We start from the raw sequence: 25,811 nt of genomic DNA, 5'->3' as shown, positions 1-25,811 counted from the left end.
CTGTATTTCCGCCTGTCAGGCGGCAACAAACGAGTAGCATAACGATGAGTCTGAACCTGGTAAGTGAACAATTACTGTCGGCAAATGGCCTGAATCATCAGGACCTGTTTGCCATTCTTGGTCAACTGACCGAGCGCCGCCTCGATTACGGCGATCTCTATTTTCAGTCGAGCTATCACGAATCCTGGGTTCTGGAAGACAGCATCATTAAAGATGGGTCGTACAATATCGATCAGGGCGTAGGCGTGCGCGCCGTCAGCGGCGAAAAAACGGGCTTTGCCTACGCCGATCAGATCAGCAAACTGGCGCTGGAGCAGAGCGCCCAGGCGGCGCGGACCATTGTGCGCGACACCGGCAATGGCAAAGTGCAGACCCTCGGCGCCGTAGAGCATCGTGCCCTGTACACCAGCATCGACCCGCTGCAGAGTATGACCCGGGAAGAGAAGCTGGATATTCTGCGCCGGGTAGACAAAGTCGCCCGGGCGGCGGACCAGCGGGTGCAGGAGGTTTCAGCCAGCCTGAGCGGGGTGTATGAGCTGATCCTGATCGCCGCCACCGATGGCACTCTGGCCGCCGACGTTCGTCCGCTGGTTCGTCTTTCCGTCAGCGTGCTGGTGGAAGAGGATGGCAAGCGTGAGCGCGGCAGCAGCGGCGGTGGCGGGCGTTTTGGTTATGACTATTTCCTCGCCTCCCAGGAGGGCGACGTGCGGGCCGATGCCTGGGCGAAAGAAGCGGTGCGCATGGCGCTGGTCAACCTCTCGGCGGTCGCCGCCCCTGCGGGGATGCTGCCGGTGGTGCTCGGCGCCGGCTGGCCTGGCGTCCTGCTGCATGAAGCGGTCGGCCATGGGCTGGAAGGCGATTTCAACCGGCGTGGCACCTCGGTCTTTAGCGGCCATATGGGGGAATTAGTCGCCTCTGAACTGTGCACCGTAGTGGATGACGGCACCATCGCCGATCGCCGTGGCTCGGTGGCCATTGATGACGAAGGGACGCCGGGGCAATACAACGTGCTAATCGAAAACGGCATTCTGAAAGGCTATATGCAGGATAAACTCAACGCGCGCCTGATGGGCGTCGCACCGACCGGCAATGGCCGACGTGAGTCGTATGCCCATCTGCCGATGCCGCGTATGACCAACACCTATATGCTGGCGGGCCAGTCGACGCCACAGGAGATTATCGAATCGGTCGACTACGGTATCTTTGCGCCTAACTTCGGCGGCGGGCAGGTGGATATCACCTCCGGTAAATTCGTCTTTTCCACTTCCGAGGCCTATCTGATCGAAAAAGGGAAGGTCACGAAGGCGGTGAAAGGGGCCACGCTGATTGGCTCCGGCATTGAGACCATGCAGCAGATTTCGATGGTGGGCAACGACCTGCGCCTGGATAACGGCGTCGGCGTCTGTGGCAAAGAGGGCCAGAGCGTGCCGGTGGGCGTCGGCCAGCCGACCCTGAAGGTCGATAACCTTACCGTCGGCGGCACCGCCTGATCCTGACCTGGTTCCCGGCGCTGCCGGGAACCGCTTCACCGGGCGATCCCGCGCCCGTGCATGCCCTGATAGATCTTCGCCACGTCGACAAAATACTCCGTCAGATAGTTGATACAGACCTGCACTTTCAGCGGCAGTTTATCCTTTTCCGTATACAGGGCGTAGACCGGTCGCGGATCGGACTGATAGCTGGGCAGCAGGATCTCAAGCTCACCGCGGTTGATCTCTTCGATCGCCCACATTAAGGGTACATAGGCGATACCCACCCCGGCGGTCAGCCAGCGCACCAGCGTCATAGGGTCGTTGGTCACGAAGCGCCCCTGCGGGGTCAGGCGGGTCGAGATCCCTTCCGGCGCGATAATGACAAACTCATTGTCCGGCCGCACGCTATATTCCAGCCAGGCATGTCCGGCAAGGTCGGCCGGTTTCTCTGGATTGCCAGCCTGCGCCAGATAGCTTTTAGCGGCGCATAATACCATCGGCATTGAGCCCAGGCGGCGGGAAAAAAGGCTGGAATCCTGCAGGGCGCCCACGCGGATCACCACGTCAAGGCCGTCGGCGATCAGGTCTGGCGCAGGTATGCCTGTGACCAGATTAACAGAGAGCCCGGGGTATTCTTTGAGCATTTTCGCCGTTATGCGCGCCAGAACATTCTGTGCCATAGTTGAAGAGCAGCCGATGCGCAGCGTCCCGATGGGGGTATTGTTAAATGCGTATAATTGCTCATGGACATCCTGCGCTTCAAACAGCATCCTACGGCAGCCCTGGTAATAGATTTTACCTGCTTCAGTTAAGCCAAGGCTGCGGGTGCTGCGGTTGAGTAGCTTTACCTGCAGTTCATCTTCCAGTTTGGCGACGGTCTGACTGATCGAGGAAACGCTCATCTGAAGCTGGCGGGCCGCTGCGGTGAATGAACCTAATTCGACCACTTTGGCGAAAACGGACATGCGTTTTAATCGTTCCATTATTCACTCTGGCTTAAAAGTGATTTAGATCACACATTGTAGATAATGCGGCAATCGTTACGTTAATATATTGTTAGCTACATAATAAACGCATCTGCTCACTACCTGTACGCTTCTTATTCAAGGTCATCATGAGTCTGTTTCCTGTCATCGTGATTTTCGGCTTATCGTTTCCGCCGATCTTCTTCGAGTTGCTTTTGTCGCTGGCTATCTTTTGGCTGGTGCACCGACTGCTGGTTCCGACCGGCATTTACGATTTTGTCTGGCACCCAGCACTGTTTAATACGGCGCTCTATTGCTGCCTTTTTTATTTGATATCGCGCTTGTTCGTTTGAGGTTGATGTGAAAACACTAACAAGAAATATCCTCCGTACTGCCATTACCGTGATACTGGTCATTCTGGCCTTCGTGGCGATTTTCCGCGCCTGGGTTTATTACACCGCCTCGCCGTGGACGCGTGATGCGCGCTTTAGCGCCGACATTGTGGCGATTGCCCCCGACGTCTCCGGGCTGATTTCTCAGGTAAACGTCAAGGATAACCAACTGGTTAAGAAAGACCAGGTATTGTTCGTTATTGACCAACCTCGTTACCAAAAAGCGCTGGCGCAGGCGGAAGCTGATGTCGCCTATTATCAGACGTTAGCTCAGGAAAAACGCGTCGAAGCCGGTCGGCGTAATAAGCTTGGCGTACAGGCGATGTCGCGGGAAGAGATTGATCAGGCGAACAACGTACTGCAAACCGTTGAACATCAGCTGGCGAAAGCGGTGGCTAGTCGCGACCTGGCCAGGCTAGATCTGGAGCGGACGGTCATTCGCGCCCCTGCGGATGGCTGGGTGACTAACCTTAACGTCTACACTGGGGAATTTATCACCCGTGGCTCCACGGCGGTGGCGCTGGTGAAAGAGAATACGTTTTACGTCATGGCCTATCTGGAAGAGACCAAACTGGAGGGCGTCCGTCCAGGCTATCGTGCGGAGATTACCCCGCTGGGCAGCAGCAAAACCATTAAAGGGACGGTGGACAGTATCGCTGCGGGGGTGACCAACGCCAGCAGCAGCAGCGACTCGAAAGGGATGGCCTCGGTCGACTCCAACCTTGAGTGGGTGCGTCTGGCGCAGCGTGTGCCGGTGCGTATTCGCCTCGATCACCAGCAGGGGAATCTGTGGCCATCGGGCACCACGGCGACGGTAGTGATCACCGGTCAAGAAGATCGTGATACCAGCCAGGCCAACTTCTTCCAGAAACTGGCTATGCGCCTGCGCGAATTTGGTTAATCGCTATGGGGACATATACCATTGCTCCCCGGCATCTCCGCTTTGCCATTAAGCTTGCATGCGCGGTGGTGCTGGCGCTGTTTGTCGGTTTCCATTTTCAGCTCGAAACGCCGCGCTGGGCGGTACTGACGGCAGCGATCGTCGCCGCCGGGCCGGCCTTTGCTGCTGGCGGCGAACCGTACTCCGGCGCGATCCGCTATCGCGGTATGTTGCGTATTGCCGGGACCTTTATTGGCTGTATTGCGGCGCTGGTTATCATCATCCTGATGATCCGCGCGCCTCTGTTGATGATGCTGGTCTGCTGTCTGTGGGCCGGGTTTTGTACCTGGGTTTCGTCGCTGGTCAAGGTCGAAAACTCCTATGCCTGGGGGCTGGCCGGGTACACCGCGCTGATTATCATTATTACCATCCATACCAATCCGATGCTGGCGCCGCAGTTTGCTGTCGAACGCTGCAGCGAAATTGTCATCGGTATTGTCAGCGCCATCGTCGCCGATCTCCTGTTTTCGCCGCGTTCGATTAAAAAAGAGATCGACCTCGAGCTCGATAATCTGCTAATTGCACAGTATAAGCTGATGCAGTTATGCGTCGCGCACGGTGAAAAAGAGGAAGTGGATCAAGCCTGGGGAGCGCTGGTACGCCGCACTACGGCGCTGGAAGGTATGCGTAGTAACCTGATTATGGAATCCTCACGCTGGGCAAAGGCCAATCAGCGCCTGAAGGCGATCAACACCCTTTCGCTAACCCTTATCACCCAGGCTTGCGAAACCTATCTGATTCAGAACTCACGCCCGGAAATGGTCACGGACGACTATCGCGAGCTGTTCGCCGAGCCGGTTGAGACGGTGCAGGATGTTCACCAGCAGCTGAAGCGCATGCGCCGCTTCCTGACCTGGAAAGGCGAGCATAATACCCCGGTCACGATTTATAGCTGGGTGGGCGCCGCCACGCGTTACCTGCTGCTTAAGCGCGGCGTGGTGGGGAATACTAAAATCAGCCGTATCGAGGATGGCGTGTTGCGCGGCGAAACGGTGGTTAAAGTGGAATCCGCCGAACGTCATCACGCGATGGTGAACTTCTGGCGCACCTCTGTCTCCTGTATTCTCGGAACGCTATTCTGGCTGTGGACGGGCTGGACCTCAGGCAGCGGCGCGATGGTAATGATCGCCGTGGTTACCGCGCTGGCGATGCGCCTGCCAAACCCGCGTATGGTGGCGATAGACTTCCTCTATGGCACCCTGGCGGCGTTACCGTTGGGCACCTTGTACTTCCTGGTGATCATGCCGGCGACGCAGCAGAGCATGCTGTTGCTCTGCATCAGCCTGGCGGCGATGGCGTTCTTTATCGGGATCGAAGTGCAGAAAAGGCGTCTCGGATCGCTGGGGGCGCTGGCGAGCACCATCAACATTCTTGTGCTGGATAACCCGATGCAGTTCCAGTTCAGCCAGTTCCTCGATAGCGCGCTGGGGCAGATCGTCGGCTGTTTCCTCGCTCTGATGGTTATTCTTATTGTCAGGGATAACTCCCGGGCCAGAACCGGTCGGGTGCTGCTGAACCAGTTTGTCTCCGCGGCGGTCTCTTCGCTGACCACCAACTCGGCGCGTCGCAAAGAGAATCATCTGCCCGCGCTCTATCAGCAGCTGTTTTTATTACTCAATAAATTCCCAGGTGACGTCGCCCGTTTCCGTCTGGCCTTGACGTTAATCATCGCCCATCAGCGCTTGCGCGATGCGCCCGTGCCGGTGAACGACGATCTCTCCGCCTTCCATCGTCAGCTGCGACGTACCGCGGACCATGTGATCTCCGCCGGCAGCGATGATAAGCGTCGGCGCTATTTTACCCAGCTGCTGGCGGAGCTTGATGTCTATCAGGAGAAGCTGCGGGTCTGGGAGGCCTCGCCGCAGGTCACCGAGCCGGTACGGCGACTGGTTGAGATGTTGCATAAGTACCAGCATGTGCTGACCAGCAGCTAACCCATAAACCGACGCCCAGGCGTCGGTTTTTTTATCGCTATACTTAACGGCGACAGAAAGAGAAGCGGGAGGGGCTGTCATGACCACCTATACGTTTGATTTTGACGAAATCGCCGAACAACAGGATTTCTACCGGGAGTTTTCCCGAACCTTCGAGCTGGCTCAGGATAAGGTCAACAACCTGGATTCGCTATGGGACGCAGTGACCGGTGGCCTGCTACCGCTGCCGCTGGATATTGAGTTCATCCATTTAAATGACAAGCAGCGCCGGCGCTTTGGCGCATTGATTTTATTGTTTGATGAAGCAGAGGAAGAGCTGGAGGGGGAGTTGCGTTTTAATGCCCGACAAGCATAAAAAAGCCCCCGGCAGGCGGGGGCAAGTCGTCGAAATAAGACGACGAGGGTTTATTTGTACAGCTCAGCGGTGGCGTGCCAGCTATCGCCGGTACGTGCTTCAATAATACGGTAGCTGCTGGCGCCTTCTTTCTCGGCTTTAGCCGCCAGTTCCTGACGCATGTCCATTGGCGCACTACCTACCTGGGATACGGAGATGGTGCCCATGGATTGCAGATTTTGGGCTTGTTCTGCGTTCACTTGCTGGACAGCCGCGCTGGCACCGAAAGAGAGAAGGGAAGCCAGGCCAAGGGATGCGATGATCATTGCGCGTTTCATAATCTTTACTCCAGTCTTTGTTTTGCCGCGGCGGGGCGATGTATGTCGCCGGGCCGCGGTAGAGAATTTTTGTCAGGTTAATCGTTGACGTCTAAAACTTATTTATACAGCTCAGCAGTGGCATGCCAGTGGTCGCCAGTGCGGGCTTCAATAATGCGGTAAGAAGAAGCCCCTTCTTCCTGCGCTTTTTTGTTCAGCATTTCATGCATATCCATCGGGGAAGATGCTACCGCGCCGACGGAAACCGTGCCGATGGCCTCGCGGCCCTGGGCCTGCTCGCTGTTGATAATATCAGCGGCGAAAGCGCCAAACGACACGACGGACAGGATGCTGATAGCAGCTACAGTGGTTTTGATTTTCATGATGTTCACCTCGTCGAATCTTTTTGTTGGGGGGCTTTGTTTCGTGACCCTCATCACAAAACCAAGTATACACTAATCACCAAAAATATTAATACCATGCTAATTGTTTTGTGCGTTAATAGTTACAATGGATTGCGCTTTTTATAACGGATAAGAATTAAAAATGACACGTTAGCGACAGCGATAAGATTTATTTCTAATAAATTCATAAAGGTATACGAATTTGATCTTTTGTGCGTTTTACGATTTTCGCGTTAGTAAAAGAACGTATAGACGGCGTAAATGACACTAAGTGTTAAATAGTTGTTGTGCCGGAAGGGGGGAGAGGCAAAAGAAAAGGGAGTCGCCCTCTGACGGTAGCCAGAGGGGAATTACTCAGAGTTCCTGCTCAAACAGAACCAGAATGGCGTCGTGCAGATCTTTCACCGTAAAACCGCGCGCAGGCGTGGTAAAGATGGTGTCATCCCCGGCGATACTGCCAAGAATGCCTTCCGCTTTGCCCAGCGAGTCGAGAAGACGGGCGATCAGCTGCGCGGCGCCGGGGCTGGTATGAATCACCACTACGGCATCGTTATAGTCGATATCCAGCACCAAATTCTTCAGCGGGCTGGAGGTGGTCGGTACCCCAAGCTCGGCAGGCAAGCAATAGACCATTTCCATTTTGGCGTTACGGGTACGCACCGCGCCAAATTTGGTGAGCATGCGGGAAACCTTCGATTGGTTGATATTCTCGAAGCCCTCTTCCTGCAGCGCCTGGACGATCTCTCCCTGCGAGCTGAATTTCTCTTCTTTAAGCAGCGCTTTAAACGCTTTAACCAGTTCTTCTTGTTTTGCCGAACTTCGCATAAGTCACCCAGATTATGGTGGTAAAATCAACATCATTATGCATAACCATGAATTTTTATGCAAATAATCCGCGAAAGGATAGGTCAATAATGTTATGAAGGGGGCATATTTTAGCAAAAAAACCGTATAAGGAACATGTTCTCATCACAACGCTTAAAGCCATGTAAAAGTAAATGAAATGTTATTGAGTTGGTGTTGTTTTGCGCAACTGGCTGGGTGTATTGTAACCAATAGTCGATCCGGTACTTCGCTTTGCTGGATGGTCAGTCAGGAAGCATAAAGTGCGCCGCTGTTCTATTGCTACGCACAATAATGCATTCTTCAGCCATAATCATTGTAATTGTTCATCTTGTGAATTAAGGTCCAGGCGACGGAATAACGAAAGACTAAATTAACCATAATAAGGAGTTTAGGATGAAAGTTGCAGTCCTTGGCGCTGCCGGTGGTATCGGCCAGGCGCTTGCCCTACTACTTAAGACCCAACTGCCTTCAGGTTCAGAGCTCTCGTTGTACGACATCGCTCCGGTTACGCCGGGCGTGGCGGTAGATCTAAGTCATATCCCCACAGATGTAAAAATTAAAGGATTTTCCGGTGAAGACGCTACTCCGGCGCTGGAAGGCGCGGATGTAGTGCTGATCTCCGCGGGCGTGGCGCGTAAGCCCGGCATGGATCGTTCCGACCTGTTTAATGTGAATGCGGGTATCGTGAAGAACCTCGTGCAGCAGATTGCCAAAACCTGCCCGCAGGCCTGCATCGGCATTATCACCAACCCGGTGAATACCACCGTGGCTATCGCCGCCGAAGTACTGAAAAAAGCCGGCGTGTACGATAAAAACAAACTGTTCGGCGTTACCACGCTGGACATCATCCGTTCCAATACCTTTGTGGCGGAGCTGAAAGGTAAATCGGCAACCGAGGTGGAAGTCCCGGTCATTGGTGGTCACTCCGGGGTCACCATTCTGCCTTTACTGTCGCAGATCCCCGGCGTCAGCTTTAGCGATCAGGAAATTGCCGACCTGACTAAACGTATTCAGAACGCCGGTACCGAAGTCGTGGAAGCGAAAGCGGGCGGCGGGTCGGCGACCTTGTCGATGGGCCAGGCGGCTGCCCGTTTTGGTCTCTCTCTGGTTCGCGCCATGCAGGGGGAAAAAGGCGTGGTGGAGTGCGCCTACGTGGAAGGCGACGGCCACTATGCGCGTTTCTTCTCCCAGCCGCTGCTGCTGGGGAAAAACGGCGTGGAAGAGCGACAGTCTATCGGCAAACTCAGCGCCTTTGAACAGCAGGCGCTGGAGGGCATGCTGGACACCCTGAAGAAAGATATCGCGCTCGGCGAAGACTTCGTCAACAAGTAATCTCGCCCTAACAGAAGAGCCGGAACCGCTGTTCCGGCTTTTTATTGTCCAGCATTCATGGAAACCGGGTTTCTGGTCAGATTCCCGGCCGGTCCGGTATTTAGCGATTAACGTGGCTCCCCAAACGGGGAGCCGTTTAGTTGGTGGCCGGGTATTCCTGGACGGCGATATGGAGCGTGATTTTCTTATCATCACGCATGATGACCACCGGAATTTCCGATCCCGGGCGGATCTCGGCCACCTGATCCATCGTCTCCAGTGCCGAGACGGCGGGTTTGTCATTCACGGAGATGATTACGTCGTTGGCGCGGATCCCGGCTTGCGCCGCTGGACCGTCCGGGGCGACATCGTTAACGACGATCCCCTGAATCTGATCGATCCCTCCGCCCTGCGCGTGCAGCGGGGCGATCTCCCGGCCGCTAATGCCGATATAGCCGCGGATCACCCGGCCATCGCGGATCAGTTTATCCATAATTTTGGTCGCTAACTGGAACGGGATCGCAAAGCCAATGCCTTCCGGCGTTTCGCCGTCATTGCTCTTGTCAAAGGAGAGGGTGTTAATCCCCATCAGCTCGCCGAGGGAGTTCACCAGCGCCCCGCCGGAGTTACCGTGGTTGATCGAGGCGTCAGTCTGCAGGAAGTTCTGGCGGCCGGTCGGATTGAGGCCAATGCGCCCTGTGGCGCTGATAATCCCCTGGGTGATGGTCTGCCCCAGGTTATAAGGGTTGCCAATCGCCAGCACCACGTCGCCGATGTGCGGCGTGCGTTTCGGATTGATCGGGATCACCGGCAGCCCGCCGGTAGCATTGATTTTGAGCACGGCGAGATCGGTGAGGGAATCGGATCCTACCAGCAGCGCTTCGAAGACGCGGCCGTCCTGCAGGGCGACGATAATCTGATCGGCATCGTTGATAACATGCTTGTTGGTCAGGATATAGCCGCGCTGATCCATAATCACCCCTGAGCCAAGCGTCAGCTGATTATGGCTGGTGCTGTTAAGGGCGCGGTTATAGACGTTCACCACGGCGGGCGCCGCGCGGCGCACCGCGGCGTTATAGCTCGCCGGGGAGTCGTCTGCCGTATCGTTCTGGGTAGTCGGCGCCAACTGCCACTGGCGCAGCGAGGGCATCAGGGCCAGCAGCAGACCCCCGACAAGCAAACCGATGAGTACTGAACGTAATAACTTTCCAGGCATGATGCAGATATCGTTAATGAATGGTCAGGCGCAGCATAGCACGAGTTGTCCGGACATCGCACATGGCGGCGATGCCCGGAGAGACAATCAGCGCAGCAGCAGATAGATGCTTTCGTTGCCGCGGATCACGTTCAGGGCGATGACCGGCGGTTTGCCTTCGAGCACTTTGCGCAGTTCGGCAATTGAGTGAATACGCTGCCGGTTAAGGCCAATGATAATGTCATCCTTATGCAGACCGACCTGGGCGGCGGCGCTGCCTTTATCCACATTACCGATCACCACTCCTTTGGTGCCATCTTTCATCTGGCCGTCGCTGAACGAGGCCCCCTGCAGCGCCGGGATAATCAGTTCCGCGCTGGCGGTTGAGGAGGTGCTCTTATCCAGGGTCACTTCGACATCGACCGGCTTTCCATCGCGCAGCAGGCCCAGTTTGACCTTGGTACCCGGCTCGGTGGTGGCGATCCGCGAACGCAGTTCGGCGAAACTGTTCAGCGGTTTGCCGTTCAGACTCACGATGACGTCCCCGGATTTAATCCCCGCTTTGGCGGAGCCGGAGTTTGGCAGGACTTCACTGACGAAGGCGCCGCGCTGAACGTTGAGATTCATCGCTTTGGCGATGTCGGCGCTCATTTCCATGCCTTTAATGCCCAACAGGCCGCGCTTGATTTCGCCAAACTGAATAAGCTGGTCGGCGAGGGTTTTCGCCATATTGCTTGGAATGGCAAAGCCGATGCCGATGCTGCCGCCGCCCGGCGCGAGGATCGCGGTGTTGATCCCGATAAGCTCGCCGTTGAGGTTCAGCAGCGCGCCGCCGGAATTGCCGCGGTTAATCGAGGCGTCGGTCTGAATGAAATTCTCCAGCCCTTCAAGGTTCAAGCCGCTGCGGCCAAGGGCAGAGATAATGCCGGATGTGGCGGTCTGGCCAAGGCCGAACGGGTTGCCGACGGCGACGGCGAAGTCGCCGACGCGAAGTTTATCAGAGTCAGCAATGGCGATTTGCGTCAGGTGGTCTGGCTTAATCAGCTGCAGCAGAGCGATATCGCTCTGTTCATCGCTCCCGACCAGTTTGGCATCGAACTCACGGCCATCGTTCAGCTGGACGCTGATCTTCTGCGCCTGATTGATGACGTGGTTATTGGTCAGCACATAGCCTTTCGCCGCGTCGATGATAACGCCGGAGCCGAGCCCTTCAAACGGCTGCGCCTGCTCCTGCGGGGCGTTATCGCCAAAATATTTTTTCAGCTCTTCCGGCATATTGAGCGTCGGCGAGGCAGTGCCTTCCACCTGTACGCTAACCACCGCCGGCAGAACCTTTTCCAGCATCGGCGCCAGGCTTGGTAACGCGCCCTGGCCGGGCACCTGAGTCGGTAAGGATGCCGCTGCCGGAGGCAGGACCGACAACGATAACCCAATGCTTAACGCTAACGCACTCAACAGCAAAGTCTGTTTCTTCATTAGATGCTGGCTCTCGTAACCTGAGGTGTATGGAAAAATGTCCTGAATAACCTGATGTTATTGAATTTTTGCACAGGTAACAACGTGGGGACTGGTTTAAATTGTAGCCGGGAAGTGGGGGAAGGAGCGGGCGCGACGGGCGCGCCCGGAGAATATTTTAATCGCAGCGAGGCTTAATCGCGTTTTGCGCCTCCGCGCAGTAAACCGGATGCGCCCTCGGAGTAGTCGCGCGGCATCTGGACCGGCGCCTGATCGTTACTGGCTTCAGACTCTTCCAGACGGTTGCGGAACGGGTTGGCGTCTGCCATCGAGTCCGGCAGCAGGTTGTTAGAGCTTTTCGCCATATGCTGATATAGCTGACGATAGTCGTGCGCCATGTTATCCAGCAGTTCGGCGCTACGCGCAAAGTGGCTCACCAGCTCTTCACGGTACTCTTCAAGCTCGGCTTTATTCTTTTCCAGTTCGTACTGCAGCGCCTGCTGTTGGCGCAGTTTGCGGTTGCCGAAACGCATGGCGACGGCACCAATGATGATACCGACGACTAACCCAATTAGCGCGTATTCCCAGGTCATGAACATCTCCCGTTGTATTGTGGTTCCGTAGGGTGGCTCTTAGGCTCTCCGCCTGCGCCCGATAGTGCCACTATAACCGCTAATTCCACAGAAGTGGAATCCTGGCGTATCATCGCGTAGTGTAGAACGGCCTTTTTTTCGTCAATCGTGAGCTTCGGCATTACGGTTTTCAAGGAATAACAATTAGATCATGCAAAGCCTGTCTCCAACATCGCGTTACCTTTTAGCCCTGAAAGAGGGCAGCCATCAACCCGACGACGTCCAGCAAGAAGCGGTGAGCCGCCTTGATACCATTTACCAGGAACTGCAGACGCAGCCCGCGCCGGTCGCGTCAGGCGGCGGTTTGCGCGCGAAATTCGGCAAACTGCTGGGTAAGCGCGAGCCGGCTGCCGGGACGGCACCTGTCCGCGGCCTGTATATGTGGGGCGGCGTGGGGCGAGGCAAAACCTGGCTGATGGACCTGTTTTACCAGAGCCTGCCGGGCGAGCGTAAACAGCGCCTGCATTTCCATCGTTTCATGCTGCGCGTACACGAAGAGCTGACCACCCTGCAGGGACATAGCGACCCGCTGGAGATCGTCGCCGACCGCTTTAAAGCGGAAACCGACGTGCTCTGTTTCGACGAGTTTTTTGTCTCCGATATTACCGACGCCATGCTGTTGGGCGGGCTGATGAAAGCCCTGTTCGCCCGCGGCATCACCCTGGTGGCGACCTCCAATATTCCGCCGGATGAACTCTATCGTAATGGCCTGCAGCGGGCCCGTTTTCTGCCGGCGATCGATGCCATCAAGCAGCATTGCGATATTATGAACGTCGATGCCGGCATCGATTATCGACTGCGTACCCTGACGCAGGCGCACCTGTGGCTGTCGCCGCTGAATAACGACACCCGCGAACAGATGGATAAATTGTGGCTCGCGCTGGCGGGCGCGCCGCGCGCTGCCGGGCCGACGCTGGAGATTAACCATCGCGAGCTGCCTACCCTCGGCGTAGAAAACCAGACGCTGGCGGCGTCATTCGCCACGCTATGCGTGGATGCGCGCAGCCAGCATGACTATATCGCGCTCTCCCGACTGTTCCATACGGTGATGCTGTTCGACGTGCCGGTGATGACCGCGCAGCTGGAGAGCGAGGCCCGCCGCTTTATCGCTCTGGTGGATGAGTTTTACGAGCGCCATGTAAAGCTGGTGGTCAGCGCGGCAGTACCGCTGTACGACATTTACCAGGGCGAGCGGCTGAAGTTTGAGTTCCAGCGCTGTCTCTCTCGTCTGCAGGAGATGCAGAGCGAAGAGTACCTCAAACGTCCGCATATGCCCTGACAGGGGACTTTTTCAGGCGGATTCAGGGCCGCAAGGCCGCCCCGGGCGCGGCCTGAAAAATCTCATAAAGGGGTCGATCTTTGACCCCGACTTCTCTATAATCTTGCGACCCCACGTTACGAGAAGGTTTTTTTCCCGAAACTTTCTATGCGCCGGCATAGGCTATTCGAAGGGGTAGGTTTGCTGGACAATGTCGTGTGAACCTCAACTGACTAAACGTTTGGGTGTTCACCAACGTGTAACTTATTATTTGGGTAAGCTTTTAATGAAAACTTTTACAGCTAAACCAGAAACCGTAAAACGCGACTGGTATGTTGTTGACGCGACCGGTAAAACTCTGGGCCGTCTGGCTACTGAACTGGCTCGTCGCCTGCGCGGTAAGCACAAAGCGGAATACACTCCGCACGTTGATACCGGTGATTACATCATCGTTCTGAACGCAGAAAAAGTTGCTGTTACCGGCAACAAGCGCGAAGACAAAATGTACTACCACCACACCGGCCACATCGGTGGTATCAAAGAAGCGACCTTTGAAGAGATGATTGCCCGCCGTCCTGAGCGTGTGATTGAAATCGCGGTTAAAGGCATGCTGCCAAAAGGCCCGCTGGGTCGTGCTATGTACCGTAAACTGAAAGTTTACGCGGGTAACGAGCACAACCACGCGGCACAGCAACCGCAAGTTCTTGACATCTAATCGGGATTATAGGCAATGGCTGAAAATCAATACTACGGCACTGGTCGCCGCAAAAGTTCCGCAGCTCGCGTTTTCATCAAACCGGGCAACGGTAAAATCGTTATCAACCAGCGTTCTCTGGAACAGTACTTCGGTCGTGAAACTGCCCGCATGGTAGTTCGTCAGCCGCTGGAACTGGTCGACATGGTTGAGAAACTGGATCTGTACATCACTGTTAAAGGTGGTGGTATCTCTGGTCAGGCTGGTGCGATCCGTCACGGTATCACCCGCGCTCTGATGGAGTACGACGAGTCCCTGCGTTCCGAACTGCGTAAAGCTGGCTTCGTTACTCGTGACGCTCGTCAGGTTGAACGTAAGAAAGTCGGTCTGCGTAAAGCACGTCGTCGTCCGCAGTTCTCCAAACGTTAATTGTTTTCTGCTCACGCAGAACAATTTGCGAAAAAACCCGCTTCGGCGGGTTTTTTTATGGATAAAACGGCTGTTATCCACAAGCATAGCGCCGGTTCTCGCCACTTTTTCAGCATTTCCAGAATCCCCTCACCACAACGTCTTCAAAATCTGGTAAACTATCATCCAATTTTCTGCCCAAATGCTGGTGATTGTTCATTTTTTGTTTTATTCGTGAACGAAGGTGACATCGCGCTAATGGGGTTTTTACATCTGGCTGGTCATGAGTGGCCGGCAGCAGTACAAAATTCTGAATATACCTGGAGGTTTTCATGGCTGTCGCTGCCAACAAACGTTCGGTAATGACGCTGTTTTCTGGTCCTACTGACATCTATAGCCATCAGGTCCGCATTGTGCTGGCCGAGAAGGGTGTCAGTTTTGAGATAGAGCACGTGGAGAAGGATAACCCGCCTCAGGATCTGATTGACCTCAACCCGAATCAAAGCGTACCGACGCTGGTGGATCGTGAGCTCACTCTGTGGGAATCCCGCATCATTATGGAGTATCTGGATGAGCGTTTCCCGCACCCGCCGTTAATGCCGGTTTATCCGGTGGCGCGTGGTGAAAGCCGCCTGTATATGCAACGTATCGAGAAGGACTGGTATTCGCTGATGAACACCATCCAGAGCGGTACCGCAGCGCAAGCTGATGCTGCGCGTAAGCAGCTGCGTGAAGAATTGCTGGCCATCGCGCCGGTCTTCACCCAGAAACCTTACTTCCTGAGCGATGAGTTCAGCCTGGTGGACTGCTACCTGGCGCCGCTGCTGTGGCGTCTGCCGGTTCTTGGTGTGGAGCTGGTTGGCGCTGGTGCGAAAGAGCTCAAAGGCTATATGACTCGCGTATTTGAGCGTGATTCCTTCCTCGCTTCTTTAACTGAAGCCGAGCGTGAAATGCGCCTCGGTCGGGGCTAAATAATGGATGTATCACAGCTGACGCCGCGTCGCCCGTATCTGTTACGGGCGTTTTATGACTGGCTGCTGGATAACCAGCTGACGCCGCACCTGGTGGTGGATGTGACGCTGCCGGGCGTGCTCGTGCCGATGGAGTACGCGCGCGATGGGCAAATCGTTCTCAATATTGCCCCGCGTGCGGTAGGCAATCTCGAGCTGGCGAACGACGAAGTGCGCTTCAACGCGCGCTTTGGCGGGGTACCACGCAACGTGTCTGTCCCGCTGGCTGCGGTACTCGCCATCTACGCCCGTGAGAACGGCGCTGGTACGATGTTCGAACCGGAAGCGGCCTATGACGAAGACGTCAGCAGCCTCAACGATGATGACGTCGCGCCGGAGAGTGAAAGCGAAACGGTGATGTCGGTGATCGATGGCGATAAGCCGGATAATCACGACGACGATCCTGACGACACGCCGCCGCCGCGCGGTGGTCGCCCGGCGCTGCGCGTGGTGAAGTGAATCCCTTCTCTGACAGGCCCTGCGGGGCCTGTTTTTTTGTCTGTCCGCTTTGTTAACTCTGCCACAAACGAGGCGTCCCATGGCTGGTATCGTCATCGCCACAGGTAGTTTTTAGGGAGCAGACATGTCTTTACTCGCACAACTGGACCAGCGTATCCGTCATCATGGCGGATTAATTGTCTCCTGCCAGCCGGTGCCGGGCAGTCCGCTGGATAATCCCGCTATCGTCGCGGCAATGGCGCTGGCGGCTGAGCAGGCGGGAGCGGTAGCGCTGCGCATCGAAGGCCTGGCCAACCTGCAGGCCGTTCGTCCGTTAGTGACGGTGCCCGTTATTGGGTTGATAAAACGCGATTTGCCCGATAGCCCGGTGCGTATTACGCCATGGCTGGAAGATATCGACGCGCTGGCGCAGGGCGGAGCGGATATTATTGCTATTGACGGCACCCAGCGTCAGCGTCCGGCGTCAGTGTCGGCGCTATTAGCAGAAATTCATCAGCTGGGAAAAGTGGCGATGGCCGATTGCTCATCTCTCGACGATGCTCTCGAGTGCTGGCAGTTGGGGGCTGAGATTGTCGGGACGACTCTCTCCGGCTATACCGCAGAGGAGACGCCGGATGAGCCGGATCTGGCGCTGGTGCAATGCCTGAGCGCGGCGGGCTGCAGAGTGATTGCCGAAGGGCGCTATAACACGCCTGCCCAGGCGGCGGAGGCGATGCGCTGCGGCGCGTGGGCGGTGACCGTCGGCTCGGCGATTACCCGCCTGGAGCATATCTGCGGCTGGTATAATACGGCGCTGAAAGCGGCGGTTTGCCCGGCGAATGAGCAATAAAAAAGCCCGATGACGTTAACCATCGGGCTTTTATGCGTGAGGCTCCGGACCTAATCAGACTTCAAGGTAGTTGAGGATCCCGTCCGCCGCTTTACGGCCTTCGGCAATCGCGGTGACCACCAGATCGGAACCGCGAACGATATCGCCACCGGCGAAGATTTTCGGGTTGCTGGTCTGGAAGGCGTTTTCGCTGCCTTCCGGGGCGATAATACGGCCCTGGGAGTCCAGCTCGACGCTGTGCTTCGCCAGCCACTCCATGCTGTGCGGACGGAAGCCAAACGCCATGACTACGGCGTCAGCCGGCACCACGTGCTCAGAGCCGGGGACGATCTCCGCGCGGCGGCGGCCCTTCGCATCCGGCTGGCCCATTTCGGTGCGCGCCATCTTCACGCCGCAAACCTTACCGTTGGCATTCACTTCCACGCCCAGCGGCTGGACGTTAAACTGGAACTCAACGCCTTCTTCGCGCGCGTTTTTCACTTCGCGTTTTGAGCCGGGCATGTTCTCTTCGTCACGGCGATAGGCGCAGATCACGTGCGCCGCATTCTGACGGACGGAGGTGCGTACGCAGTCCATCGCGGTGTCGCCACCGCCGAGCACCACCACGCGTTTGCCTTCCATGCTGACATAGGGCTCATCGGCGGTTTCACCAAAGCCCATGATCTGCTTAGTGTTAGCGATCAGGAACGGCAGCGCGTCGTAAACACCCGGGGCGTCTTCGTTGTCCAGTCCACCGCGCATCGACTGATAGGTCCCGACGCCGAGGAACACCGCATCGTACTCCTTCAGCAGGTCATCGAGCTGCACGTCGCGGCCCACTTCGGTATTGAGTTTGAACTCAATGCCCATGCCGGTGAAGATCTCCCGGCGGCGGGTCATCACCTCTTTTTCCAGCTTGAACGCCGGGATACCGAAGGTCAGCAGGCCGCCGATTTCCGGATGGCGGTCAAATACCACCGCCTTGACGCCGTTACGGGTCAGCACGTCGGCGCAGGCGAGGCCCGCCGGGCCAGCGCCGATGATCGCGACGGTTTTACCGGTCGGCTTCACGTCGGAGAGATCCGGACGCCAGCCCATCTCGAATGCCTTATCGTTGATATAGCGTTCGATGTTGCCGATGGTCACCGCGCCGAACTCATCGTTCAGCGTACAGGAGCCTTCACACAGGCGGTCCTGCGGGCAGACGCGCCCGCAGACTTCCGGCAGAGTGTTGGTTTGATGCGACAGCTCGGCCGCTTCAAAAATACGCCCCTCGTTGGCCAGCTTCAGCCAGTTCGGGATGTAGTTATGCACCGGGCACTTCCATTCGCAGTACGGGTTGCCACAGGAGAGGCAGCGATCCGCCTGCGCCTTGGCCTGGCCTTCTGAAAACGGCTCGTAAATTTCCACAAACTCAATTTTACGGATCTTCAGCGGTTTCTTTGGCGGATCAACGCGCTGCAGGTCGATAAATTGATAAACGTTCTGACTCATCTTAACCCCTTACTGCGCCTGCACCCGCAGCTCAGCTGCGGAACGACTACGGTGACCCAACAGTGCTTTAACATCGCTGGACTTTGGTTTAACCAGCGCAAACTTCGCGGAGAAGGCCGGCCAGTTGGCGAGGATCTCTTCGCCGCGTTGCGAACCGGTAAGCTGTACGTGCTCGGTGATTAAACCGCGCAGGTGCTCTTCATGGATGGCCAGAGAATCAACGTCCAGCACTTCCACCAGCTCCGGGTTCACGCGTTTGCGGAAGTCGCCATCTTCATCCAGGACATAGGCAAAGCCGCCGGTCATCCCTGCGCCAAAGTTGACGCCGGTTTTTCCGAGCACGCAGACGATGCCGCCGGTCATATATTCGCAGCCGTTGTCGCCGATGCCTTCCACCACGGTGATGGCGCCGGAGTTACGCACGGCGAAACGCTCGCCCGCGCGGCCTGCGGCGTACAGACGACCACCGGTCGCTCCGTACAGGCAGGTGTTGCCGATAATACTGGCTTCATGGCTGCGGAACGCAGAGCCCACCGGCGGACGAATGGCCAGCAGACCGCCCGCCATGCCTTTCCCGACGTAGTCGTTGGCGTCGCCAGTCAGATGCAGTTCCACGCCGCCGGCGTTCCACACGCCGAAGCTCTGGCCCGCGGTGCCGCTAAAGTGAGCGACGATCGGGTCGCCCGCCAGTCCCTGGTCGCCATGGGTCTGGGCGATATACCCGGACAGCGAGGCCCCCACGGAGCGGTCGGTGTTACGGATATCAAACCAGAACGTCTTGCTCTGCTTTTCATCCACGTACGGTTTCGCCTGCTGCAGCAGCTGGGCGTTGAGCACGCCGTTATCGAACGGTGGGTTGTTCTCGGTGCAGTACAGCGCTTTGCCCGGATGCGGCTCTGCGGTCTCCAGCAGTTTACCCAGATCTAGTTTCTGCTGCTTGGCGGTGAACCCATCCAGCTCTTTGAGCAGATCGGTGCGGCCAATCAGATCCACCAGACGCTTGACGCCCAGCTGGGCCATCAGCTCGCGGGTCTCACGGGCGATAAATTCAAAGTAGTTGGTCACTTTGAACGGCAGACCGTGATAGTGATTCTTACGCAGTTTGTCATCCTGGGTCGCCACGCCGGTAGCGCAGTTGTTCAGGTGGCAAATACGCAGGTATTTACAGCCCAGCGCGACCATCGGGCCGGTACCGAAACCGAAGCTCTCCGCGCCGAGGATCGCCGCTTTGATGATATCGAGGCCGGTTTTCAGGCCGCCATCCACCTGCAGACGGATCTTATGACGCAGACCGTTGGCAACCAGCGCCTGCTGGGTTTCCACCAGGCCGAGCTCCCACGGGCAGCCGGCATATTTCACCGAAGAGAGCGGGCTCGCCCCGGTGCCGCCGTCGTAGCCGGCGATGGTGATCAGGTCGGCATAGGCTTTGGCCACGCCGGTGGCGATGGTGCCAACGCCCGGCTCAGAAACCAGTTTGACCGAAATCATCGCTTTCGGATTGACCTGCTTGAGGTCGAAAATCAGCTGCGCCAGATCCTCGATAGAGTAGATATCGTGGTGCGGCGGCGGGGAAATCAGCGTGACGCCCGGTACCGAATAGCGCAGTTTGGCGATGTACGGGGTGACTTTATCACCCGGCAGCTGGCCACCTTCACCCGGTTTCGCCCCCTGGGCGACTTTGATCTGGATGACGTCGGCATTGACCAGGTAGGCTGGCGTGACGCCGAAGCGGCCGGAAGCGACCTGCTTGATGCGCGACACTTTATTAGTGCCGTAGCGCGCCGGGTCTTCACCGCCTTCACCGGAGTTGGAGAAGCCGCCGATGCTGTTCATCGCTTCCGCCAGCGACTCGTGCGCTTCCGGGCTCAGGGCGCCGATCGACATCGCCGCGGTATCGAAGCGTTTAAACAGCTCCTTCGCCGGCTCTACTTCGTCGATGCTGATAGCGTCTTCGCCTGGGTTGAGCGCCAGCAGGTCGCGCAGCGTGGCCGCTGGACGTTCGTTAACCAATTTCGCGTATTGTTGATAATCGCTGTATTCGCCGCTCTGCACGGCCTGCTGCAGGGTGCGCACCACGTCCGGGTTGTAGGCATGATATTCGCCGCCGTGCACATATTTCAGCAAACCGCCCTGGGCCAGTGGCTTACGCGCCAGCCAGGCGCGTTTCGACAGATTCAGCAGATCCTGCTGGAAGTCGTCGAAGCTGGCGCCGCCGATGCGGCTGACCACGCCCTGGAAGCAGAGCTCGGAGACATCGCGATGCAGACCGACCGCTTCGAACAGCTTCGAGCAGCGGTAGGAGGCGATGGTCGAGATCCCCATCTTGGACATGATCTTATACAGACCTTTATTGATACCGTTGCGATAGTTCAGCATCACCGCACGGTACGGTTTATCGATGGCTTTGCTGTCGACCAGCTTCGCCAGCGTTTCGTAGGCGAGGTATGGATAGATAGCCGTCGCCCCAAAGCCGAGCAGCACGGCGAAGTGGTGCGGATCGCGGGCGCTGGCGGTTTCAACGATGATGTTGGCATCGCAGCGCAGGCTTTTATCGACCAGACGGGTCTGGATCGCGCCAACGGCCATCGGCGCCGGTACCGGCAGACGGTCTTTGGCGATGTTGCGGTCAGAGAGCACCAGCAGCACGGTGCCGTCGCGCACCATTTGCTCCGCTTTATCGCACAGCGCTTTCACCGTCTCGCTGAGGGAGGCCTCTGCCGGGTTGAACGTGATATCGAGGACGTCGGCGCGATAGTGCTCTTCTTCCATCGTCGTCAGCTGTTTAAAATCGGAGTACAGCAGGATCGGCGATTTGAAGCTCAGACGATGCGCCTGGCCTTCCGCTTCGCAGAAGACGTTCATTTCGCGACCGATGCTGGTAGCCAGCGACATGACGTGCGCTTCGCGCAGCGGGTCGATCGGCGGGTTAGTCACCTGGGCGAACTGCTGACGGAAGTAATCGTAGATAATGCGCGGCTGGCTGGAGAGCACGGCGAAAGGCGTGTCATCGCCCATCGAACCGACTGCTTCCTGGCCATTTTCGCCGAGCACGCGCAGGACGGAGTCCAGCTCTTCCGCGCTGTAGTTAAACTGTTTCTGGTAGCTGGCGAGCGTGTCGTCATCCAGCTGGCGGCTGCCAACCTCTTCGTCCGGCAGATCTTCGAACGGCACCAGGCGACGAACGTTTTTCTCCATCCACTCTTTATACGGATGGCGGCTCTTCAGATCGTCATCGGTTTCCGCTGAGTGCAGAATGCGTCCGGCACGGGTATCGATAACCATCAGCTCGCCCGGGCCCACGCGGCCTTTCTCGACCACTTCGTCAGGCTGGTAATCCCAGATGCCGACTTCGGAGGCGCAGGTGATGAGCTTATCTTTGGTAATGACGTAGCGCGCCGGGCGCAGACCGTTACGGTCGAGGTTACAGGCCGCGTAGCGGCCATCGGACATGACGATGCCCGCCGGGCCGTCCCACGGCTCCATATGCATGGAGTTAAAGTCGAAGAACGAACGCAGCTCCGGATCCATATCCGGGTTGTTCTGCCAGGCTGGCGGCACCAGCAGACGCATGGCGCGCACGATGTCCATCCCGCCGGCCAGCAGCAGCTCCAGCATGTTGTCCATAGAACTGGAGTCGGAGCCGGTTTCGTTAACGAACGGCGCGGCGTCGTGCAGGTCTGGGATCAGCGGGGTCTGGAACTTATAGGTACGGGCGCGGGCCCACTGGCGGTTGCCGGTAATGGTGTTAATTTCACCGTTGTGCGCCAGGTAGCGGAACGGCTGCGCCAACGGCCAGCGTGGTACGGTGTTGGTGGAGAAGCGCTGGTGGAACAGGCAGATAGCCGACTCCAGGCGCAGGTCCGCGAGGTCCAGGTAGAAGCGCGGCAAATCCGCCGGCATACACAGACCTTTATAGATGTTGACCAGATTGGACAAGCTACAAACGTAGAAATCTTTGTCTTCCTGCAGACGTTTTTCAATGCGACGACGCGCAATAAACAGACGGCGCTCCATATCGCGCGGGCGCCAGCCAGCCGGGGCGTTGACAAAGATTTGCTCAATACGGGGCAGCGAGGAGAGGGCGATTTCACCGAGCACGCCTTCGTTGGTCGGCACATCGCGCCAGCCGACAATCGACAGGGTCTCAAGCTGAAGTTCTTCTTCAACGATGCGGCGCGCCGCTTTAGCCAGCTCAGGATCTTTATTCAGGAACAGCATCCCAACGGCGTAGTTTTTGGCTAAACGCCAGCCGCGCTCTTCGGCAACGATGCGGAAGAAACGATCGGGTTTTTGCAGCAGCAGACCGCAACCGTCGCCGGTTTTACCATCGGCAAGGATTGCGCCACGGTGCTGCATGCGGGCCAGTGCGTGTATTGCGGTTCGCACTACCTTGTGGCTAGGTTCGCCTTCTATGTGGGCGATCAGGCCGAAACCACAGTTATCCCTCTCAAGGGATTTGTCGTACAACATATCAGTGAACCTCCCCAGGCTCTACGGACACCCTCCGATACCGATTGCGCACAGGCACAGAAAGAGCATGGCGACGGGGTTTACACCTCGCATTCGCCCTCTTTAAATCCTTTTCGCATCGGTACACAAGTTTGAGGACTTGCTGTTAAGAGGGAATCTCAATTACTGCATAAATATGATGAGCAGAGTGCTCATCCAGAAAGCTTCCAGCGGATTCCCAACTTATCGGGAATCCACACTTACGTCAAATGGCAATCTTATTAATACAAAAATGTGCTATACCCAAGTTAACTAATTGTTATTAAAGAAAATAATGGCAATTTTTATGCTTTGAATACGCCTGCTGGTGGTGCGGCTAGTGTGATCTGTCTCACTGTGCACGCGGCTTTGCATTACCAATATGCGCTGAAATATATTTCATTATTAGCATATTTGACTGCAATATTTTTAACTACTGGACATTAATACCGTTTTTTACCAGAAAGCAGATTAGGGCAATGCGAAGATAAAATATAAGGAAAACTCATCACCTGGTGGTTGAATGAAATTGCAGTAATCTTGATTGTTTATGCAATAGGGTTGGTCGCCGCGCTGACGATTGATCCAGGTCATCGCCGTCGGTGACGAAAAGTGGCAGGCTTGGCCCCCTTTGTTGAGGGCGGTCTATCAGATTATGCAGTTACAGAAATTAGTCAATATGTTTGGTGGGGATCTTATGCGTCGCTATGGCGAAAAGGTCCATAAGCTAACGCTGCACGGCGGTTTTAGCTGCCCAAACCGCGACGGCACGCTGGGCCGCGGCGGTTGCACTTTCTGTAACGTGGCATCGTTTGCCGATGAGGCGCAGCAGCATCGCTCTATCGCCGAACAGCTCGCTCATCAGGCGCAGCTCGTCAACCGGGCGAAGCGCTATCTGGCCTATTTTCAGGCCTACACCAGCACCTTCGCTGAAGTGCAGGTGCTCCGTTCAATGTATCGTCAGGCCGTCAGTGCCGCAAATATCGTTGGCCTGTGCGTCGGCACCCGCCCGGACTGCGTTCCGCAGGCGGTCCTTGACCTGCTGAGTGAATACCATCAGCAAGGGTATGAGGTATGGCTGGAGCTGGGGCTGCAAACTGCTCATGACAAGACCCTGCATCGCATTAACCGTGGACACGATTTCGCCTGTTATCAGCGTACCGCGCGCCTGGCGCGAGAGCGGGGGCTGAAAGTCTGTGCGCATCTGATCGTCGGTCTGCCCGGAGAGAGCCAGGGGCATTGTCTGCAGACGCTGGAGCAGGTAGTGGCGACCGGCGTGGATGGGATCAAATTGCATCCACTGCATATTGTGAAAGGCAGCATTATGGCCAAAGCGTGGCAGGCCGGGCGTCTCGATGGCATTGAGCTGGAGGCGTATACCGTCACCGCTGGAGAGATGATCCGCCATACGCCGCCGGAGGTGATCTACCACCGTATTTCCGCCAGCGCCCGTCGGCCCACGCTGTTGGCGCCGCTGTGGTGTGAAAATCGCTGGACCGGCATGGTTGAACTGGATCGTTATCTGAATCAGCAGGGCGCTCAGGGCTCGGCGCTGGGCCGTAGCTGGGTTGCTCCCCAGGCTGAGTGAGAAGTACGAGCGCGATGTCGGGAACAATGCCGGACATCGCGCTCCTGCCATTTATGCCTGGCTGGCTTTCATCGTCACACGCGGAGTTTTGATCACGAACAGCACCAGCAGGGCGCCAAGCGCGGCGATAGTGCCGGCGAGAACGAAAGCGCTGTCAAATTTACCAGTAGACTGCACGATATAGCCGGTAACAATCGGCCCCACGATGCCGGAGACGCTGCCGATAAGATGGATAAAGCCGCTGGCGCCGCCGACGCGGGATTTATGCACCACGTCCTGGATAATCGCCCAGTAGATCGCCCCGGTTACATAGAGGAAAAAGATGGAGACCGACATCAGCAGAACGGCAGGCACGACGCTGCTGACGGTACCCGCCAGTCCCACGCAGATAGCGGCCATCAGCAGGCATACCACCAGCACAATTTTGCGCGACAGCAGCAGGCGCCCGGTGAGTTTAAAAATTTTATCGGAAATATAGCCCCCAAGCGCCAGACCGACAAAGCCGACTATCCATGGGATCATAGTGGTAAGGCTCATCTGTTTAATATCCAGATGGTGCTGTTGTACCAGATAGGACGGGAACCAGCTGAGAAAGAAAAACAGAATATAGTTGTAGCAGAAGAAGGCAAAGGCCGTTACCAGAATAATTGGCTGTTTCAAATAATAACCCAGCGAGTGAGCTGTTTGATTTTCTATTGTTTCCAGCGCGACTTCTTCTTCTTTCATTTTATTAATCAGCTTAAGTTCTTCCTGGCTGACTTTTTTGTGCTTTTCGGGCGAATTAGCGGCAATGAAAAACCACGCTATCATCCATACAATACCGATAGCGAAAATAATCATAAAAGCCGGGCGCCAGCCGAATGCCAGGGCCAGGTAACCGACGATGGGGCCGGCGACCGCGCCGCCCAGCGGAGAGCCTGCGCTGAGAAAGCCGACGGCGGTAGCCGCTTGCTTTTTAGGAAACCAGCCGTTGATCATCTTGTTCGCCGATGCGCAGATCGGGCCTTCCGCCATCCCGAAAAGCACCCGCAGCACCAGCATGGAATAAAAGCCGGTGGCTACCGCGGTTAAGCCGCAAAACAGCGACCACAGACCGACCGCCAGGCCCATTACCAGCGTTGCGCCAAACTTATCCACGGCCAAACCGCCAATAAAATTAAATACCGCGTAGCCGAAGAAAAAGCTGCCGAAAATAATGCCGAATTGTTCAGCGTTAAGTGCAAGGTCCTTTTCAATCATCGGGACCGTAATGGATAATGCCACCCGGTCCAGATAATTTATCATATATACTAAAAATAATAACAGGACGATAATCCAGCGGATATTTTTTCCCATGATAACACCATGCTCATTATATTATTTATATCAGGCGCGGCGGATATGCAGATATCCGTCGGCCGTTATTCT

At 56.5% G+C, this 25,811-nt stretch carries 23 protein-coding genes; 13 read left to right on the top strand and 10 right to left on the bottom strand.

Going from position 1 to position 25,811, the window contains the following annotated elements; all coding sequences use genetic code 11:
- The first annotated feature begins 44 nt into the window (after positions 1-44).
- Positions 45-1,490 carry a protease TldD gene (locus KPHS_47840; protein ID YP_005229084.1) on the top strand — a complete coding sequence of 482 codons (1,446 nt, stop codon included), beginning with the start codon at positions 45-47 and terminating at the stop codon, positions 1,488-1,490.
- Positions 1,491-1,525: 35 nt separating this feature from the next.
- On the opposite strand, the gene KPHS_47830 is transcribed toward KPHS_47840, so the two are convergent.
- Positions 1,526-2,437: a putative LysR-family transcriptional regulator gene (locus KPHS_47830; RefSeq protein ID YP_005229083.1), complete on the bottom strand. Its 912-nt coding sequence runs from the start codon at positions 2,435-2,437 to the stop codon at positions 1,526-1,528.
- A gap of 149 nt (positions 2,438-2,586) precedes the next feature.
- Between KPHS_47830 and KPHS_47820 the strand changes: the two genes are divergently transcribed.
- The 4 genes from KPHS_47820 to KPHS_47790 all read left to right on the top strand — a co-directional run bounded on the left by KPHS_47820 (position 2,587) and on the right by KPHS_47790 (position 6,058).
- Positions 2,587-2,790 (top strand): AaeX family protein, encoded by a 204-nt coding sequence (locus KPHS_47820; RefSeq protein ID YP_005229082.1) that lies wholly within the window; start codon positions 2,587-2,589, stop codon positions 2,788-2,790.
- A gap of 7 nt (positions 2,791-2,797) precedes the next feature.
- The gene (locus KPHS_47810) at positions 2,798-3,730 is read left to right on the top strand and encodes a putative membrane located multidrug resistance protein (RefSeq protein ID YP_005229081.1); all 933 of its coding nucleotides are present in this window, start codon (positions 2,798-2,800) and stop codon (positions 3,728-3,730) included.
- 65 nt (positions 3,731-3,795) lie between these two features.
- Positions 3,796-5,703, top strand: a complete 1,908-nt coding sequence (locus KPHS_47800; RefSeq protein YP_005229080.1) for a p-hydroxybenzoic acid efflux subunit AaeB — start codon at positions 3,796-3,798, stop codon at positions 5,701-5,703.
- Positions 5,704-5,782: 79 nt separating this feature from the next.
- On the top strand, positions 5,783-6,058 hold the full coding sequence (locus tag KPHS_47790) for a barstar family protein (RefSeq protein ID YP_005229079.1): 276 nt from the start codon (positions 5,783-5,785) through the stop codon (positions 6,056-6,058).
- Between the two features lie 50 nt (positions 6,059-6,108).
- On the opposite strand, the gene KPHS_47780 is transcribed toward KPHS_47790, so the two are convergent.
- From KPHS_47780 to KPHS_47760, 3 genes are all read right to left on the bottom strand, one after another.
- Positions 6,109-6,225 carry a YcfR family protein gene (locus tag KPHS_47780; protein ID YP_005229078.1) on the bottom strand — a complete coding sequence of 39 codons (117 nt, stop codon included), beginning with the start codon at positions 6,223-6,225 and terminating at the stop codon, positions 6,109-6,111.
- Positions 6,226-6,473: 248 nt separating this feature from the next.
- Entirely contained in the window at positions 6,474-6,737 is a 264-nt protein-coding gene (locus KPHS_47770) for a peroxide/acid stress response protein YhcN (protein YP_005229077.1), read from the bottom strand.
- Between the two features lie 375 nt (positions 6,738-7,112).
- Complete coding sequence (locus KPHS_47760; RefSeq protein YP_005229076.1) at positions 7,113-7,583, bottom strand: arginine repressor; 471 nt, start codon at positions 7,581-7,583, stop codon at positions 7,113-7,115.
- A 414-nt stretch (positions 7,584-7,997) separates the two neighbouring features.
- Between KPHS_47760 and KPHS_47750 the strand changes: the two genes are divergently transcribed.
- The gene (locus tag KPHS_47750) at positions 7,998-8,936 is read left to right on the top strand and encodes a malate dehydrogenase (RefSeq protein ID YP_005229075.1); all 939 of its coding nucleotides are present in this window, start codon (positions 7,998-8,000) and stop codon (positions 8,934-8,936) included.
- 136 nt (positions 8,937-9,072) lie between these two features.
- On the opposite strand, the gene KPHS_47740 is transcribed toward KPHS_47750, so the two are convergent.
- From KPHS_47740 to KPHS_47720, 3 genes are all read right to left on the bottom strand, one after another.
- Positions 9,073-10,131 carry a serine endoprotease gene (locus tag KPHS_47740; protein ID YP_005229074.1) on the bottom strand — a complete coding sequence of 353 codons (1,059 nt, stop codon included), beginning with the start codon at positions 10,129-10,131 and terminating at the stop codon, positions 9,073-9,075.
- A gap of 87 nt (positions 10,132-10,218) precedes the next feature.
- Entirely contained in the window at positions 10,219-11,586 is a 1,368-nt protein-coding gene (locus tag KPHS_47730; protein ID YP_005229073.1) for a serine endoprotease, read from the bottom strand.
- A 173-nt stretch (positions 11,587-11,759) separates the two neighbouring features.
- Positions 11,760-12,158 (bottom strand): cytochrome d ubiquinol oxidase subunit III, encoded by a 399-nt coding sequence (locus KPHS_47720; protein YP_005229072.1) that lies wholly within the window; start codon positions 12,156-12,158, stop codon positions 11,760-11,762.
- Positions 12,159-12,348: 190 nt separating this feature from the next.
- On the opposite strand from KPHS_47720, the gene KPHS_47710 reads away from it, so the two are divergent.
- The 6 genes from KPHS_47710 (at position 12,349) to KPHS_47660 (ending at position 16,855) form a co-directional block, all read left to right on the top strand.
- Complete coding sequence (locus tag KPHS_47710) at positions 12,349-13,476, top strand: putative ATPase (RefSeq protein ID YP_005229071.1); 1,128 nt, start codon at positions 12,349-12,351, stop codon at positions 13,474-13,476.
- Positions 13,477-13,741: 265 nt separating this feature from the next.
- The gene (locus KPHS_47700) at positions 13,742-14,170 is read left to right on the top strand and encodes a 50S ribosomal protein L13 (protein YP_005229070.1); all 429 of its coding nucleotides are present in this window, start codon (positions 13,742-13,744) and stop codon (positions 14,168-14,170) included.
- A gap of 15 nt (positions 14,171-14,185) precedes the next feature.
- Positions 14,186-14,578 (top strand): 30S ribosomal protein S9, encoded by a 393-nt coding sequence (locus KPHS_47690; protein YP_005229069.1) that lies wholly within the window; start codon positions 14,186-14,188, stop codon positions 14,576-14,578.
- Positions 14,579-14,889: 311 nt separating this feature from the next.
- Positions 14,890-15,528, top strand: a complete 639-nt coding sequence (locus KPHS_47680) for a stringent starvation protein A (RefSeq protein ID YP_005229068.1) — start codon at positions 14,890-14,892, stop codon at positions 15,526-15,528.
- Positions 15,529-15,531: 3 nt separating this feature from the next.
- Positions 15,532-16,026: a ClpXP protease specificity-enhancing factor gene (locus KPHS_47670; RefSeq protein ID YP_005229067.1), complete on the top strand. Its 495-nt coding sequence runs from the start codon at positions 15,532-15,534 to the stop codon at positions 16,024-16,026.
- A 124-nt stretch (positions 16,027-16,150) separates the two neighbouring features.
- A complete protein-coding gene (locus tag KPHS_47660; protein YP_005229066.1) occupies positions 16,151-16,855 on the top strand; it encodes an N-acetylmannosamine-6-phosphate 2-epimerase in 705 nt (234 codons plus the stop codon).
- A 54-nt stretch (positions 16,856-16,909) separates the two neighbouring features.
- On the opposite strand, the gene KPHS_47650 is transcribed toward KPHS_47660, so the two are convergent.
- Positions 16,910-18,328, bottom strand: coding sequence for a glutamate synthase small subunit (locus KPHS_47650; protein YP_005229065.1), 1,419 nt, complete (start codon positions 18,326-18,328; stop codon positions 16,910-16,912).
- Between the two features lie 9 nt (positions 18,329-18,337).
- Entirely contained in the window at positions 18,338-22,798 is a 4,461-nt protein-coding gene (locus KPHS_47640; RefSeq protein ID YP_005229064.1) for a glutamate synthase large subunit, read from the bottom strand.
- Between the two features lie 715 nt (positions 22,799-23,513).
- On the opposite strand from KPHS_47640, the gene KPHS_47630 reads away from it, so the two are divergent.
- Complete coding sequence (locus tag KPHS_47630; protein ID YP_005229063.1) at positions 23,514-24,404, top strand: TIGR01212 family radical SAM protein; 891 nt, start codon at positions 23,514-23,516, stop codon at positions 24,402-24,404.
- A gap of 51 nt (positions 24,405-24,455) precedes the next feature.
- Here the strand turns inward: KPHS_47630 and KPHS_47620 are convergent, their stop codons facing one another.
- On the bottom strand, positions 24,456-25,739 hold the full coding sequence (locus tag KPHS_47620) for a putative transport protein (RefSeq protein ID YP_005229062.1): 1,284 nt from the start codon (positions 25,737-25,739) through the stop codon (positions 24,456-24,458).
- Positions 25,740-25,811: the final 72 nt, after the last annotated feature.

Source organism: Klebsiella pneumoniae subsp. pneumoniae HS11286 (assembly GCF_000240185.1).
Classification (GTDB): domain Bacteria; phylum Pseudomonadota; class Gammaproteobacteria; order Enterobacterales; family Enterobacteriaceae; genus Klebsiella; species Klebsiella pneumoniae.
The sequence above is the reverse complement of the archived record's forward strand: the minus strand, read 5'-3'. Positions and strand labels throughout refer to the sequence as shown.